This window comes from Rhodococcus sp. DK176 (genome assembly GCF_038447315.2).
In the GTDB taxonomy this organism is placed as follows: Bacteria; Actinomycetota; Actinomycetes; order Mycobacteriales; family Mycobacteriaceae; genus Rhodococcus_F; species Rhodococcus_F jostii_A.
Genome location: NZ_CP118321.2, coordinates 7516203 through 7531526, shown reverse-complemented (window position 1 = coordinate 7531526; position 15324 = coordinate 7516203). Strand labels below are relative to the sequence as shown.

13 protein-coding genes are annotated in these 15324 nt (G+C 68.7%); 5 read left to right on the top strand and 8 right to left on the bottom strand.

The annotated features are described in order from the left end of the window. The first annotated feature begins 349 nt into the window (after positions 1-349). From PSR88_RS35080 to PSR88_RS35070, 3 genes are all read left to right on the top strand, one after another. Positions 350-2230, top strand: a complete 1881-nt coding sequence (locus tag PSR88_RS35080; RefSeq protein WP_342338811.1) for a zinc ribbon domain-containing protein — start codon at positions 350-352, stop codon at positions 2228-2230. A 382-nt stretch (positions 2231-2612) separates the two neighbouring features. Next, a complete protein-coding gene (locus PSR88_RS35075) occupies positions 2613-2885 on the top strand; it encodes a hypothetical protein (RefSeq protein ID WP_016880155.1) in 273 nt (90 codons plus the stop codon). A gap of 61 nt (positions 2886-2946) precedes the next feature. Continuing rightward, complete coding sequence (locus PSR88_RS35070) at positions 2947-3132, top strand: hypothetical protein (RefSeq protein WP_016880154.1); 186 nt, start codon at positions 2947-2949, stop codon at positions 3130-3132. 4 nt (positions 3133-3136) lie between these two features. Here PSR88_RS35070 and PSR88_RS35065 read toward each other — a convergent pair whose 3' ends face one another. Genes PSR88_RS35065 through PSR88_RS35055 form a run of 3 tightly spaced genes read right to left on the bottom strand, consistent with a single transcriptional unit; the run spans position 3137 to position 5726 of the window. Then, positions 3137-3769, bottom strand: coding sequence for a hypothetical protein (locus tag PSR88_RS35065; protein WP_009480147.1), 633 nt, complete (start codon positions 3767-3769; stop codon positions 3137-3139). Beyond that, complete coding sequence (hisS, locus tag PSR88_RS35060; protein WP_011598646.1) at positions 3759-5030, bottom strand: histidine--tRNA ligase; 1272 nt, start codon at positions 5028-5030, stop codon at positions 3759-3761. The genes PSR88_RS35065 and hisS overlap by 11 nt, the downstream gene beginning before the upstream one ends. 15 nt (positions 5031-5045) lie before the next feature. Then, positions 5046-5726, bottom strand: a complete 681-nt coding sequence (locus PSR88_RS35055) for an MBL fold metallo-hydrolase (protein ID WP_029537560.1) — start codon at positions 5724-5726, stop codon at positions 5046-5048. Between the two features lie 177 nt (positions 5727-5903). Between PSR88_RS35055 and PSR88_RS35050 the strand changes: the two genes are divergently transcribed. Continuing rightward, positions 5904-6782, top strand: a complete 879-nt coding sequence (locus tag PSR88_RS35050; protein WP_011598644.1) for a peptidylprolyl isomerase — start codon at positions 5904-5906, stop codon at positions 6780-6782. A 22-nt stretch (positions 6783-6804) separates the two neighbouring features. After that, entirely contained in the window at positions 6805-7599 is a 795-nt protein-coding gene (locus tag PSR88_RS35045; protein WP_011598643.1) for a peptidylprolyl isomerase, read from the top strand. Between the two features lie 69 nt (positions 7600-7668). Here PSR88_RS35045 and PSR88_RS35040 read toward each other — a convergent pair whose 3' ends face one another. From PSR88_RS35040 to secD, 5 genes are all read right to left on the bottom strand, one after another. Beyond that, a complete protein-coding gene (locus PSR88_RS35040; protein ID WP_011598642.1) occupies positions 7669-10044 on the bottom strand; it encodes a RelA/SpoT family protein in 2376 nt (791 codons plus the stop codon). Positions 10045-10147: 103 nt separating this feature from the next. Beyond that, the gene (locus PSR88_RS35035; protein WP_011598641.1) at positions 10148-10681 is read right to left on the bottom strand and encodes an adenine phosphoribosyltransferase; all 534 of its coding nucleotides are present in this window, start codon (positions 10679-10681) and stop codon (positions 10148-10150) included. Continuing rightward, the gene (locus PSR88_RS35030) at positions 10678-12414 is read right to left on the bottom strand and encodes an ABC transporter substrate-binding protein (protein ID WP_011598640.1); all 1737 of its coding nucleotides are present in this window, start codon (positions 12412-12414) and stop codon (positions 10678-10680) included. The genes PSR88_RS35035 and PSR88_RS35030 overlap by 4 nt, the downstream gene beginning before the upstream one ends. A gap of 1 nt (position 12415) precedes the next feature. Continuing rightward, positions 12416-13648: a protein translocase subunit SecF gene (gene secF, locus PSR88_RS35025; protein ID WP_011598639.1), complete on the bottom strand. Its 1233-nt coding sequence runs from the start codon at positions 13646-13648 to the stop codon at positions 12416-12418. Next, positions 13645-15315 carry a protein translocase subunit SecD gene (secD, locus tag PSR88_RS35020; protein WP_011598638.1) on the bottom strand — a complete coding sequence of 557 codons (1671 nt, stop codon included), beginning with the start codon at positions 15313-15315 and terminating at the stop codon, positions 13645-13647. Before secD ends, secF begins: the two co-directional genes overlap by 4 nt. Between the last annotated feature and the right edge of the window lie 9 nt (positions 15316-15324).

The following is a 15324-nucleotide window of genomic DNA, read 5'->3' as shown; positions in this document are numbered from 1 at the left end:
TCTGACGCTCGGCCCGGACAGCCACGTCGATCCCCAACGTCAATGCCATCGTCATTGCTCCTGTCGGTCCACATCCCTGTTCACCAGGTGACTCACCATCGCGGCCACGGCCCAGACATTCTCTAAGCAGGAGTCCACGCCTACCGGCCGGCTCCCAGTTCCCGAACAAGGACACCGCTCGACCAGACACCGAGCCCGCAGACGACCACTCAAAAAGCCAGGGATCACCAGGTGTCCCGGTCGGACGTTCGGCCCGCCTGCGGACTCCCCCCGAGGCTAAATGTCGGAGGTCGGCGTTACTGTCGAGGTCTTACGCACCCGGTTGCCACATGTACTGGTGGGAGGGTTGATGGATGACGTAACGGCGGTGCCGGCATCGTTGTCCGGCGTGGTTTCTGGGCGCTCTGGTCGCCACGGAATCAACGACGGGGTCTCCACGACGCCGCGGCAGTTCGCGTTCACCACCCGCGCCCACGTGGCGGTCGACGACGCGACCGGTGAGCGGATCGGCCTCGATGACGTCGACACCCGGGTGGGGTGGCTGCTCGATCTGATTGCAGGTGCTGGCGCCGAGTTGGTGTCGCGGCTGTGGCGGCCGGCGACGTTCGACGTGCTCGCCGCCGGCCGTGACCGCCAGGACCGCAGGCTGCCCGCACAGGGTCATGTCGCCGCGGCGCGGCTCGGCTGGGATCCGACCTATCCGGACGGGGTCTATGTGCCGTCGCGGGTGAGCCGGGTGGTGACCGCGCAGGTGCTGGCCACCCTGCGGACCCTGACCTACCGGGACACCGCGATCGCGGCACTGTCGACCCGATTCGACCCGGCCACCGGTCGTCTGACCGCACCCACCGAGCCGGGCGACTCTGTGCCCTCGGGTTTCGCTCGGGGTGTGCGGCGCCAGCTCGCCGCACGCGCCCGCTCCAGTGGCGGGGCACCGGCCGGCCGGTTGCGGATCACCGACCTGCAGGGACCACCGCAGATCGCGGCCATGGCCCGACTGTCGGCCACCGATCGGCAGCTCGCGCAGCTTGCCGTCACCGTCGCAGAGCATGAGCTGGTGTTGACGGTGAAGCTGCCGACCTGTCCCGCGCCGGTGGGGCGGGCGCAGTGGCGGCGGGTGCGGCTGACCGCGGCCATCCCCGCGCACCTGTGCGGCCGGCCTGTCATCGATTGGCCTCTGCCGATCCTGGTCCTCGACCACCGGGGTCTGTTGTGGCGGTGCGCCGCCACCGAACTCGTCCCGGCAGGCGACCTGGACTCGGCCGCGGTCGCGGTGGGGGTGGATTGGTCCCCGTCCACGCTCGGTGCCGCCGCCATCACCACCGACAGCCCGGAGGGGCTGGTGTCGGATTACCGGGGCTTCACCTACGACGACCGCGGCCTCGGAATCAAACTGGCGCGCCTGCAGGCCGAGGGGCAGCTGCTGCACGCCAAGGCCGCCCGGCTGACCCGGCTGGCCGCCACCGCCCCACCGGAGGTCCGCGCCCAGCTGGAGGCGAAGATCGCCGTCCTCGACGAACACCGCACCGCGGTGGGTGCCAAGCGGGGGAAGATCAACCGGGAACTCGCCTTCCACTTCGCCTGCCAGGTCACCGACTACGCCACCACCGCGGGAGCGCAGGTGATCGCGGTGGAAGATCTCAGCACCCTCGAGACCCGCGGACACGGGCGGGTCAACAACAACCGGGCCGCGCAGTCCGCCCGCCGCCAAGCGGTCGCCGCCCTCGCGCACACCGCCACCGGTGCCGGCATCACGGTGGTCTCGGTGCCCGCCCGAGGATCGTCCGCATGGTGTCCGGGCTGCGACGAACCACTTGCCCGTCCCGGCGGGTACCACACCGCGTGGTGCCCGGGCTGCCGGGTCGGCGGCAACCGCGACCACCTCGCGGGGGTGAACCTGGCCAAACGCGCGCTCCTCGGCAAGAACAACGTCACCCGCCGGCGGGGGCAGCTGCCCGCGGTCCGGGTCGCCGAGCACGCGCCGATACGCAGGTGCCGCGACAAAACCGGTCCGACCCCGAGCAGGCCCCGGCATCGCCGGGTCCGCCGCAGCCTGCCCACCGCACCACGGCGGTTGGGGGTGAATCCGAAACAGCATGTTCCTGCACCACAAGCGTCGGTGTGGGACACGGTCCAACCCACACCACCGCACGGTGATACGGGTAGCCGTGACACACGTCCATCTCAGGCGCCCGCCACACCAGTGGCAGACAGTCCGAGATCTACGTAGACGCTCAGTCGAGCGGCACGGAACGAGCGAACGCGGCACCGGAGATCTCGAGCACCCAGACGTCCGCCGCGTCCACGCCGCGGGGCAACGCGAACCTCATGACTACCTCGGAGTCGTTCGCAGCTACTGCGTTACCGCCGCGCCGATTGTGATGACTCCACCCGGGCAGGCAATGCTGCTCGCGTCCGCGGCCAAGCACCTCAAGGCGGCCATCGGTATCGTGACGCAGACGCGCACCGAACTGAACGAACAGACCCTCACGATGAACGGACTGGCTGCGCCCGGTCCGGTACCGCCGCCCCTGTGCCCGGAGCCGTATCGGGAGCCGCACCGACGTCACCGTTCGCCATCGCGTCCAGCGTGATCGAGGGTGTGGGCAACGATGATCTCCACCTTCACCGACTGCCTCGGCGACGTGGTGTCGGCGAGCACCCAGGCGGCGAGTGTCTCCTCGTCCGACCTGCCTGCCGACGCCCCGTCGGCGAAATCCGCCGTCGTTCCCGCACATGGGGCAGCGGGCGCAGTTCCGGGTGCGGTGGGCATCGCCGGCGGCGCGGGCATCGGCGTGTACGGTGGCGGCGTGGGCGGAAGCGTCTCCGCGGGTGGCGGTTCCGTACCTCGCGGAACGGTCACCGTGCCGGTTGTGCCCCGGTGATACCGGGACCACTCCGAAACAGTGCGCCGCTCCGGCCGCCACCTCGTCACCTGGCGGGCCCATGGGCGGCGCCGGGATGGCCGGCGCCGGGCGTGGGGGCGACGACCAGCTGAGCGGCCGGTCCACACCCAGCTACCTCGTCAACGCCGGCGAGAACAACGCGTGCGTCGGCGACCTCCCGATGGTCGTGCCCGCCGTGATCGGCGGCGAGGATCTCGACGACAGTCCGTTCGGCGACCGGAGCTGATCGCTCAGTCGAGGAGCGCTGCCACCTCGTGATCGGTGAGCGTGGTGGTGGGCACGCGGCCTTCCGAACGCACCAGTTCCACGGCCCGGAACAGGGGGCGTTCGGGAAGGGCCGCGCCGCGCGCTTCCGCGCGTAGTTGCTCGATGAGCACCGACGCGATCGCGGCTGCCGGCACCAGTTCGCTCGTCGTCAGGGCGTCGGCCAGCCTGCGGAGCCCGAGGATCTCGAGTTCACGGCCGCCGTCGGTCGTGTAGAGGGCGAGCGGTATCGCGAGGCTCCCGTCGGGGTCCGTGATCCGGACGCTCACCTCGCTGACGCGAGCCGAACGGACCACCAGTTCCGCTGCGACCGCCCTCGTGACGTCGACGTGCCTGCTGCGCAGCCCACCCGTGGACCGGATTCGCCCGGTCTGCAGTGTGATGCGTCGCCGCAACGTGAGGAGAGCGGACGCGGCGGTCGGGACCGCGATCACGGCCCCGACCGTCACACCGACCCACACGGGCCCGAAGAACCCGACGAGGACGCCGACCACCACACCGATCAGCATGGCGATCGCCGCGACCCGTTTGAGCCGTGGTGCGATCAACTCGATCGGAACGAGGTCGAGTGACACCGGCGCGGTGTCGTCACGCGCCAAGGATGGCTCCGACGCGTGCGACGACGTCCGCCGAGGAGACCGATTCCTGATCGCCGGTGGCGAGATTCTTGATTCCCACCGTCCCGTCGGCGATGTCGCGGTCGCCGAGCACGAGTGCCAGCGCGGCGCCGGATCTGTCGGCGGCCTTCATCGCGCCCTTCACCCCGCGGTTGCCGTACGCGAGGTCGACTCGAATCCCCTGGGCGCGCAACTGCTGAGCGATCACCACCAGCTTCGCCTTCGCCTCCTCGCCCAGGGGTACGCCGAAGACCTCACAGCGGGCGGTCGAGCCTGCGGTCTTGCCCTCGGCAGCGAGCGCGAGGACGGTCCGGTCGACGCCGAGCCCGAAACCGATGCCGGACAACGGCTGACCGCCGAGCTGCGCCATCAGGCCGTCGTACCGTCCGCCGCCGCCGATACCCGACTGCGCACCGAGACCGTCGTGGACGAATTCGAACGTCGTCTTCGTGTAGTAGTCGAGGCCGCGGACCATTCGCGGGTTCACCACGTACGGCACACTCAGCGCGTCGAGGTGTGCGAGGACCTCGTCGAAGTGCGCCTTCGCCGTGTCCGAGAGGTGGTCGAGCATGAGCGGTGCATCCGCCGTCATCTCGCGCACCTCCTTGCGCTTGTCGTCGAGAACCCGCAGCGGGTTGATCTCCGCCCGCCGACGCGTCTCCTCGTCGAGGGGAAGGGCGAACAGGAACTCCTGCAACCGTTCCCGGTACTGCGGCCGGCACGTGTCGTCACCGAGGGACGTGATCTCCAACCGGAACCCGTCGAGGCCGAGGCCCCGGAACCCCGCGTCGGCGATGGCGATGACCTCGGCGTCGAGGGCGGGGTCGTCGACGCCGATGGCCTCCACCCCGACCTGCTGCAGCTGGCGGTAACGACCGGCCTGCGGTCGCTCGTAGCGGAAGAACGGTCCGGCGTAGCTCAGCTTCACCGGCAACTGGCCGCGGTCCAGGCCGTGTTCGATCACGGCCCGCATGACGCCCGCCGTGCCCTCGGGCCGCAGGGTCACCGAACGATCACCGCGGTCGGCGAACGTGTACATCTCCTTGCTGACGACGTCGGTGGACTCGCCGACCCCGCGGGCGAACAGCCCGGTGTCCTCGAAGATGGGAAGTTCGATGTGGCCGTATCCGGCCAGTCGCGCAGCGCGCGTGAGTCCGTCACGGACCGCGACGAACTCGGACGACTGCGGCGGGACGTAATCGGGGACGCCCTTGGGGGCGGAGAAGGTGCTGGCTTTGCTCACTGTCGTTACTTTTCCTTATTTCGATCCCGAGAGTCCAACGAGGAACGGGTTCGACCCACGTTCGGCGCCGACGGTGCTCGACCCGCCGTGCCCGGGGAGAACCGCCGTGTCGTCGGCGAGGATCAGAAGCTTGTCGGCGATGGACTGCAGCAACTGTTCGTGGTTGCCGCCGGGCAGGTCGCTGCGACCGATCGACCCCTGGAACAGGGTGTCACCGGTGAGGGCGATCTCGACCGGACCGTTCTCGGTGGCGACCCGGGTCCGGAAGACCACGGACCCCTGTGTGTGCCCCGGGGTGTGGTCGACGGCGAACGACATCCCGGCCTGCTCGATCACGTCGCCGTCGGCGAGCGCGATCACCTCGCCGGGCTCGACGAACGTCATGCCCTCGATGAACGGCTTCATCGTCGGGCCGATGCCGCGGCCGGGATCCGACAGCATGTACCGGTCCTCGGGATGGATGTACGCGGGGATCCCGAACTTCTCGCAGACGTCGTAGGCGTTCCAGACGTGGTCGAGGTGACCGTGGGTCAGGAGCACCGCGGTCGGCGTGAGATTCGACTGTTCCAGAAACTCGAACAGCGGTTCGGCGGCGTCCTGTCCTGGGTCGACGACGACGCATTCCTGGGCATCGTCCTGCGCGAGGATGTAGCAGTTGGTCTGAAACATCCCGGCCGGGAATCCTGTGACGAGCACCTGTGAGGCTCCTGTTCGAGTGGACATTGCAGTCGCTACAGCCTAAGCCGCCGCCCCGCCAGGATGTTCTCAGGTTCGGATGGCAGACTCTGGAGGTCGTGTGCCGGGGGTAGTTTGCACCGACCAACTGCTATATCGACCGACTGCCAGACAGACCGATACGGGAGGACCACCGCAGTGCCGAGCAACGAGCAGCGCCGGGAAGCAGCCAAACGAAAGCTCGAGCGTCAGCTCGAACGCCGCGCCGACAGAGCACGCAAGCGTAAGCAGCTGACGATCGCCGGTTCGGTGCTCGGTGTCGTGCTCGTGGTGGCGGCGGGCGCCGTCGTCTTCGCCCTCACCAGCGGCGACGACGACGCGACGGAAGCGTCGGCGGCCGAGTCGGTGTCGGCGTCGCCGCAGTCGCCCGGTGTGATGCCGGCGGGCCGGTCCGAACCGCTACCCGAGAAGGTGTCCTGCACGTACACCCCCAGCACTCAGCCGCCGGCGAAGCAGGTGAACCCGCCGCGCACCGACGACATCGACACCACGCTGCAGGAAGTCAGCGTCAGCATGCAGACGACGCAGGGAAACATCGGCCTGATCCTGGACAACGCCGACTCCCCGTGCACCGTCAACAACTTCCTGAGCCTGGCGAGCCAGAACTACTTCGACAACACCCCGTGCCACCGGCTCGTCACGTCCGAGGGGTTGAAGGTCCTGCAGTGCGGTGATCCCACGGGCGCAGGCACCGGCGGCCCCGGTTACGGCTTCGCGAACGAATTCCCCACCGACCAGTACGAGGAGTCGGATCCGTCGCTGCAGGTGCCGGTGACGTACCCGCGCGGCACCATCGCGATGGCCAACAGCGGCCAGCCCGACAGCAACGGCAGCCAGTTCTTCCTCGTCTACGCCGATTCGCAGCTGCCCCCGCAGTACACCGCGTTCGGGAAGGTCGACGAGACGGGCCTGGCGACCATCGAGAAGGTGGCGGCGGCCGGTGACGACGGATCGATGCAGGCGGGCGGCGGCAAGCCCAACCTGCCCATCGACATCACGTCCGTCCGGATGGACTGAGGTCTCGTGTGAGGATGGACCGATGAAACGCACCTCGATCCTCGTCGCAGGCGTGAGCCTCGCGGTCCTCCTCGCCGGCTGTTCGGATTCGTCCGACTCCGGCGGCTCGTCGACCGGCACCTCATCGAAGGCGGCCACCACGAGCGCGGCGGAACAGTCGCTCGATCTGTCCAGGTTCGGCACGCTGCCGCCGGTCCCGGCACCGGCCGCGGCCACCGTGGACTGCGCCTATCCGGCAGGGCAGCCCGCTGCCAAGGACGTCACGCCGCCGCCCACGTCCGGGGTCTCCACCGAGGGCACCGTCCCGGTCGACCTCCAGACGAGCTCCGGACCGATCGGCCTGGTCCTCGACCGTGCCGAGGCCCCGTGCACGGTCAACAGCTTCACGAGCCTCGCCCAGCAGGGCTACTTCGACGACACACCCTGCCACCGGCTGACGACGGAGCTGGGACTGCAGGTCCTGCAGTGCGGTGATCCCAGCGGGAAGGGCACCGGCGGACCGGGCTACGGCTTCACCACCGAGTACCCGGAGACGGCGTTCGCGCCGAACGATCCGGCACTCGCGAATCCGGTGGTCTACCCCCGCGGCACGGTCGCGATGGCGAACAGCGGGACCCCCGGCAGTAACGGCAGCCAGTTCTTCCTCGTCTACGCCGACTCGGTGCTCCCGCCCAACTACACCGTGTTCGGGACGATCTCCGAGGAGGGCCTCGCGACGGTCGAGAAGATCGCGGCGGACGGCGACGACGGATCCATGTCCGCGGGCGGCGGCAAGCCCAACACCCCGGTGCAGATCGAGACCGCGAAGGTCGGCTGACGCCCTCCCCCGGCTACACGAACGGGACGGTCGTTCGAACTGATCGAACGACCGTCCTGTTCGGCGTTGCTACGCGGCGGACGTCACCCGGTACACGTCGTACACGCCCTCGACGTTGCGGACCACGTTCAGCACGTGCCCGAGATGCTTCGGGTCGCCCATCTCGAACGTGAACTTGCTGATCGCCACCCGGTCGCCGGACGTCGTCACGGACGCCGACAGGATGTTGACCTTCTCGTCGGCGAGCGCCTTCGTCACGTCCGACAGCAGCCGGTGCCGATCGAGCGCCTCGATCTGGATGGCCACCAGGAACACCGACGACGGCGACGGCGCCCACTTGACCGCGATGATGCGCTCGGACTGCTCCTGCAGGGAGCCCGCGTTGGTGCAGTCGGTGCGGTGCACGCTGACCGCGCCGCCCCGGGTCACGAAGCCCATGATCTCGTCGCCGGGAACGGGTGTGCAGCACTTGGCCAGCTTGGCGACCGTGCCCTCCGCGCCGGGAACCAGCACACCCGCGTCGCCGGTGCTCCGCGGCCGCATCGGCATCGTGGACGGAGTCGACCGCTCGGCCAGCTCCTCCTCGACGTCGCCGACGCCGCCCAGGTGGGCCACCAGACGCTGGACGACGTGCTGCGCCGACACGTGGCTCTCACCGACAGCCGTGTACAGCATCGACACGTCGGTGTAGTGCAGTTCGTGCGCGATGGACGCCATCGATTCGGCGTTCATCAGGCGCTGCAGCGGCAGCCCGACCCGCCGCACCTCCTTCGCGATGGCGTCCTTGCCCGCCTCGAGCGCCTCCTCACGGCGTTCCTTGGCGAACCATTGCCGGATCTTCGTCTTGGCGCGTGGGGAGACGACGAACGTCTGCCAGTCGCGGCTCGGGCCTGCGTTGACGGCCTTGGAGGTGAAGACCTCCACCACCTCGCCGTTCTCGAGCTTGCGTTCGAGCGCCACCAGCCTGCCGTTGACCCGGGCGCCGATACATCGGTGCCCGACCTCCGTGTGCACGGCGTACGCGAAGTCGACGGGTGTCGACCCGGCGGGCAGCGTCACCACGTCGCCCTTGGGTGTGAAGACGAAGATCTCCTTGACCGCGAGGTCGTAGCGGAGCGACTCGAGGAACTCCCCCGGGTCGGCGGCCTCACGCTGCCAGTCGAGGAGCTGACGCATCCACGCCATGTCGTCGACCTCGGCAACGTCACCGGAGTGCCTGCCCTTGCTCTCCTTGTACCGCCAGTGCGCGGCGATACCGAACTCGGCGGTCCGGTGCATGTCGTGGGTGCGGATCTGCACCTCGAGCGGTTTGCCCTCGGGTCCGACCACCGTGGTGTGCAGCGACTGGTACACGCCGTAACGCGGCTGTGCGATGTAGTCCTTGAACCGGCCCGCCATCGGCTGCCACAGCGAATGGACGACGCCGACGGCCGCGTAGCAGTCGCGGACCTCGTCGCACAGGATCCGCACACCGACCAGGTCGTGGATGTCGTCGAAGTCGCGGCCCTTGACGATCATCTTCTGGTAGATCGACCAGTAGTGCTTGGGCCTGCCCTCGACGACGGCGTTGATGCGCGACGCCGTCAGGGTCGCGTTGATCTCCGCACGCACCTTCGCGAGGTAGGTGTCGCGGGACGGCGCCCGATCGGCGACGAGCCGCACGATTTCGTCGTACTTCTTGGGATGCAGGATCGCGAAGGACAGGTCCTCGAGTTCCCACTTCACGGTCGCCATGCCCAGCCGGTGGGCCAGAGGTGCGATTACCTCGAGGGTTTCGCGGGCCTTGCGGGCCTGCTTCTCGGGCGGCAGGAACCGCATGGTCCGCATGTTGTGGAGCCGGTCGGCGACCTTGATCACCAGCACACGGGGGTCGCGGGCCATCGCGATGATCATCTTGCGGATGGTCTCGCCCTCGGCGGCGTTGCCGAGCACCACCTTGTCGAGTTTGGTGACGCCGTCGACGAGGTGGGCGACCTCTTCGCCGAACTCGTCGGTCAACTGCTCGAGGGAATACCCGGTGTCTTCGACGGTGTCGTGGAGCAGGGCCGCGACCAGCGTGGTCGTGTCCATTCCCAGTTCCGCGAGGATGCTGGCGACGGCGAGCGGATGCGTGATATACGGGTCGCCCGACTTGCGGCGCTGGCTCGCGTGCCGCTCCTCCGCGACGTCGTAGGCGCGCTGCAGCAGCGCCAGGTCCGCCTTGGGATAGAGCTCACGATGCAGGCTGACGAGAGGTTCGAGAACCGGCCGGATGGTCGTGTTCCGTTGACCCGTGATGCGCCGGGCGAGTCGCGCTCGTACCCGGCGCGATGCGGACGCCGGAACGGCGAATCCCTGTGCTCCACGGTTGTTACCGGAAGCCGGGTTCGCTGCAGGTGACTCGGCATCGGATTGCGCAGACGAGGTTGATCCCGTGTTCTGCGACCGATCAAGATTCGAAGTCATGCCGTCACCTCCTACCACTGAAATGGCTCGGGCCGTGCGGCCCTGGTTGGTCTCGGGCATGCGCCCCGGTGGCCGTGACGACCACCAGGCACAACTTTAGTACTCAGACCGTGACGAGGGACGTGAGCGGGTACTTTCCGAGCCGCTCCCGACCGCCCAGCGCGGCGATCTCCAGGACCACGGCGACACCGATCACCCGGGCACCTGCGGATTCCACCAGTCGCGCCGTGGCGTCGAGGGTTCCACCGGTGGCCAGCACGTCGTCGACGACGAGCACGGAGCGCCCGTCCAGACCGATCGAGCCGGCCGGAATCTCCAGCGTGGCCGTACCGTATTCGAGGGTGTACGACTGCGACAGCACCGGCGGCGGCAGTTTGCCCGACTTCCGCACGGCCACCACACCGGAGCCCAGTTCCCGGGCGACGCCGCCGCCGAGGAGGAACCCTCGGGCGTCGACGGCGGCAATCACATCCGCCTCCGGGGCGCAGGCGGCGAGCGCGTCGACGACGACACGGAAACCGTCCGCATCGGAAAAAACCGGCGTCAGGTCGGCGAACCGCACCCCGGGTTGCGGAAAGTCGTCGGCCCATCGGGTGAGCCGGGTGACGGCGTCACGGGCCGAAGAATGGTCGATCACCTGTGCAGAACCCACCTGTCCATGTTCCAGCCGGCGCCCGATCGCGTCGGATTGACTGCTCCCGCCTGCAAACCTGTTGCGAACGCGACGGTCCGCGGCTGATCGAACAGCGGCACCGTGGGCACGTCCGACCACAGGATGTTCTCCGCCTCCGTCGACAGCGACAGCTGGGTGGCGGTCAAGCTGTCGACCGAGAGTTGATCGACGATCTGATCGACACGGCCGTTGCTGTAGTCCCCGAAGTTCGATCGGATTCCGCTGCGGAGGGCGTACATCGCGGTGGTGGCCGCTGCCGTGCCCGCGGCGCCGGGAGCGGAGGCCGTGCCCGCGAGGACCACATCCACCTGCCCGTCGCGCAGCATGGACGGGGTGAACTCGGGCGACGCGACGTCCTGCACGGTGATACCGGCTGGGGCACACGCCGCCGCCACGGCCGCCACGATCTCGGCGCGGCGCGGGTTCGGACCGAGATATCCGACGCGGACCGTCGCCGACGTGTTGCCGGTGTCGGCCAGAGCGTCCGTCGCCGCTGCCGTGTCCGCCGTCTCGTACCGGCCGCCGACGGCACCGGCCACCGTCTGGTGAACGAGACTGTCGGGGGCGGTGACCCGCGTGTCGACCGGGCCCCCGGACGCTCCACCTGCCTCGTCCGACTCCGCGGCGATCCCGAACTTCGACGCCAGCTCCTCCCGGGGCAGGCACGCCGCGAACGCCCGCCGTCCGGCTGCGTTCTCGAACAGGCCCGAGGTGGACAGGACGAACTGCTCGACGCTGCGCGACGGCACCTCCGTCACGTCGAACCCGCCGAGGTCCAGATCGGGCGCCGATCCCGCGGCGACGTCGACGACCTCGACCGAACCGTCACCGATCCGCGCGCTCACGTCGGAAGACTTGGGCCACACCACGATCCGCGAGGTGGCCGGACGGTTCCCCCACCACCGGTCGTTGGCCACCAGCACGAGGCCCTCGTCCTCGGAGAACGATTCGACCTTGTAGGGGCCGGACGCGGGGAACTTGGCGAGGTCGAGGTCGCCAGGTGCCATCGTCCATCCGTTGTTCCAGAAGTCCGCGACGCGCGTCAACGCTTCCGCGTCCGAATTCTGTACGGCGGCCACGACGTCGGGCACGCCGGCGGCGCTGGCGACCACGTGCGCCGGCATCATCGACGTCGCGCCGAACAACGACTTCCAGTCGGTGAAATTCCGTCCCGCCTTGAACGTGACGACGGCATCCTTCGAGCCGGTCTGGCAGTCGATCCGGTCGATGTCCGAGTAGCCGGCCGTACTCGCCGCATCGAACATCGGGAAACGGCCACTGTTCGCCGCCCACGTCAGCACCAGATCGTCGCAGGACATCGGCACGCCGTCGGAGTAGACGGAGTTGGGATTGAGCTTGTACTGGATCGTCAGAGCATCCCCGGGCATCGCGTTGGCGGTACCGATGTCCGTGTCGGCCACCGGTCCGCCTTCCGGTCCCGTGTAGTTGAACCCGGGCAGCACCCGCGCGAACGCCTGACGCGCCCCCGACACCGCACCCGCGACGCTGTTGCCGTTGTACGTGGTGATCGTGTTGTCGATGGCGTACCCGATCGACGGGATCTGCTCGCCCTCCTCGGAACATCCGACGAGCGAGCCGGCGAGGAGCACGGTCGCGAGGAGGCCGGCACCCGACACGGCCGCAGTACGGCCGCGTCGGGTCTGCGCACCGCGCCGGGTGCTGTGCGATGCGGGCATGTCAGTGCCTCTTCTTGTTGCGCTTCCCGGTGGGACGTGAGCCCGGTGTGGGTGCGGTCGCCGCCGACCGGCGGCGCGGGACGGCGGTGTCCGCCGTGGACGCGGCGACCTCGGCGGCCGGGGTGCCGGCCTTCGGCGCACCGCCCTGTGCCAGGGTCGCGCGGCGAGCGAGGACCTTTCGCGTGTGCGCGGCGACCGGACCCCACCGCTCCTTCAACGTGACCAGCAGGGGTGTCGCGAAGAAGATCGACGAGTAGGCGCCGACGATGATGCCCACGAGCTGCACCAGCGCCAGGTCCTTCAGCGTTCCGACACCAAGCATCCAGACCGCGACCACCATCAGCGCGAGCACCGGCAAGACGCTGATCAGGGTGGTGTTGATGGACCGCATCAGCGTCTGGTTGATCGCCAGGTTCGCCTGCTCGGCGTAGGTGCGACGGGTCAGGTGCAGAATCCCGCGTGTGTTCTCCTCGACCTTGTCGAACACCACCACCGAGTCGTAGAGCGAGAAACCGAGAATCGTCAGCAGGCCGATGACGGTCGCCGGGGTCACCTCGAAGCCGACCAGCGAATACACGCCGGCGGTGACGGCGATGTCGAAGAACAGCGCGACGATCGCGGCGATCGCCATGTCCCGCTCGAACCGGACGGCGATGTACACGCTCACGATCACCAGGAACACAAGCAGCGCGATCAGCGCCTTCTGGGTGATCTGCCCGCCCCACGTCTCGCTGACGTCGGCGACGCTGATCACGTTCTTGCTGACGTTGCCGTCGCTGTCCTTCGGCTGGAACTCGTCGTACAACGCGTTTTGCAGCGTCACCACCTGCGCCGCGTCGAGTGCCTCGGAGCGGATCTGCACGGTCGCGCTCGAACCCGAGCCCACCGTCTGCACCGAGACGGGGTCCATGCCGAGCGCCTCGGAGTAGACCTCCTCCACCTGCGCGGTCTCCACCCCGCCGCCGGCGGGGAACTGGATCCGCGAACCACCCTCGAAATCGATACCGAGGGTGAACCCGCGGACGAGGATGCTCAGCAACGAGATCAGCACGATCGTGCCGGTCAGGATGTAGTAGAAGCGGCGACGCCCGACGACCTCGAAGGCGCCGGTTCCGGTGTACAGCCGCGACAGCAGGCTGTGCTGGGGCATCGACGACTGGTTGACGCCCGAATCGGACAGCGAAGACTCGGGGTCTGTCTGCGACGCAGACCGGGACGTGGTCGATTCGCTCATACTCGTGACTCCTTCGCCGACGCTGCGGCAGCCTTGCGTTCCTTGGCGATCTGCTGCACGGCACCCAGTCCGTTGACACCGGGCTTCGACCAGAACGGCGACTTCGAGGCCAGGTGGACCAGCGGCCACGTCACCAGGAACACCACGACGACATCGAGGATGGTGGTCAGGCCGAGGGTGAACGCGAAGCCGCGCACCTGCCCGACCGCGAGGATGTACAGCACCGCGGCGGCGATGAAGCTGACCGCGTTACCGGACAGGATGGTCCGGCGCGCACGGGCCCAGCCGCGCGGTACCGCGGACCGGAAACTGCGTCCCTCCCGCATCTCGTCCTTGATTCTCTCGAAGAACACCACGAACGAGTCGGCGGTCATACCGATACCGATGATCAGACCGGCGATGCCCGCGAGGTCGAGGGTGAAGTTGATGTACCGGCCGAGCAGCACCATGATCGCGTAGACCATCACACCGGACAGCACCAGCGACAACGCGGTGAGCACCCCGAGCATGCGGTAGTAGAGGAGGCAGTAGAGCAGCACCAGGACCAGACCCACCAGTCCGGCGATGAGACCGGCCTCCAGAGAGGCGAGCCCCAGCGTCGCCGACACGGTCTCCGCCTCGGACGCCGCGAACGACAGCGGTAGCGAGCCGTACTTGAGGGTGTTCGCGAGTTCCTTCGCGCTTTCCGCGGAGAACGAGCCGGTGATCGACGTCGAGCTACCTGCGGGTGTCGCGCCCTGGACGACCGGTGCGCTCACCACCTTGGAGTCGAGTGTGAACGCGGCCTGCTTGCCGATGTTCTGCGACGTGAACGTGGCCCAGGTGTTGCTGCCCTCGGACTTGAACGTCAGGCTCACCTCGTGCCGCGACTGCTGGGAGTTGTAGCCGGACGTCGCGTCGGCGATCTCCTGCCCGTCGATGATCGCCGGTTCGAGCAGGTACACGGCCTGGCCGTCGGTGGAGCACGCGACGAGCGGTAGGGCCGGGTCGTCGTTGCCGCGCAGCGGGTCGGGCACGCTGCAGTCGAGCGTCGCCATGGCCTGCTGCTGCACGGCCGGGTCGGTGCTCTGGCGCGTGGCCCGCGCGGCTGCGATCTCGTCGGCCGCCTCGGCAGTCTCGGTGCCGGACGCGTCGGCGGGCGCCGGCTCCGCCGTCGGAGTCGGCTCGGGAGAGGTGGACGGATCCTGAGCCGGGAACGGCCGGTTCTGGGGCGCGGGAGTCTCGGTTCCGGCGGGAGCCTGGGCCGGCGTCCCACCGGCGGCAGGTGCCTGCGTGCCGGCTGGGGCCGCGGCCTGGGACGTCTGGACGGGACGGACGTACAAGCGCGCCGTCTGGCCGAGCGAACGCGCCTGCGCGCTGTCGTCGCCGGGGACGGTGATGACGAGGTTGTCGCCGTCGATGACCACCTCGGAGCCGGACACGCCGAGTCCGTTCACACGGGTCTCGATGATCTCCTGGGCCTGCCGCAGGCTGTCCGGCGTCGGCTTGCTGCCGTCCGGGGTGCGTGCGGTGAGGGTGACTCGGGTCCCACCTTGCAGGTCGATGCCCAGCTTGGGTGTCGCGGACTTGTCGCCGGTGAAGAACACCAGGGCATACAGAACCGCCACGAGCACCGCGAAAACGGTGAGGTAGCGGACGGGATGCACCGATCCTGTGGAAGGTGCCACGATCTCTAT

Excerpts from the sequence above, each read along its gene's own strand:
- secF (WP_011598639.1), bottom strand. The coding sequence starts at position 13,648 with ATGAGCGAATCGACCACGTCCCGGTCTGCGTCGCAGACAGACCCCGAG.
- PSR88_RS35070 (WP_016880154.1), top strand. The coding sequence starts at position 2,947 with ATGGGCGGCGCCGGGATGGCCGGCGCCGGGCGTGGGGGCGACGACCAG.
- PSR88_RS35040 (WP_011598642.1), bottom strand. The coding sequence starts at position 10,044 with ATGACTTCGAATCTTGATCGGTCGCAGAACACGGGATCAACCTCGTCT.
- PSR88_RS35075 (WP_016880155.1), top strand. The coding sequence starts at position 2,613 with ATGATCTCCACCTTCACCGACTGCCTCGGCGACGTGGTGTCGGCGAGC.
- PSR88_RS35045 (WP_011598643.1), top strand. The coding sequence starts at position 6,805 with ATGAAACGCACCTCGATCCTCGTCGCAGGCGTGAGCCTCGCGGTCCTC.
- PSR88_RS35080 (WP_342338811.1), top strand. The coding sequence starts at position 350 with ATGGATGACGTAACGGCGGTGCCGGCATCGTTGTCCGGCGTGGTTTCT.
- PSR88_RS35030 (WP_011598640.1), bottom strand. The coding sequence starts at position 12,414 with ATGCCCGCATCGCACAGCACCCGGCGCGGTGCGCAGACCCGACGCGGC.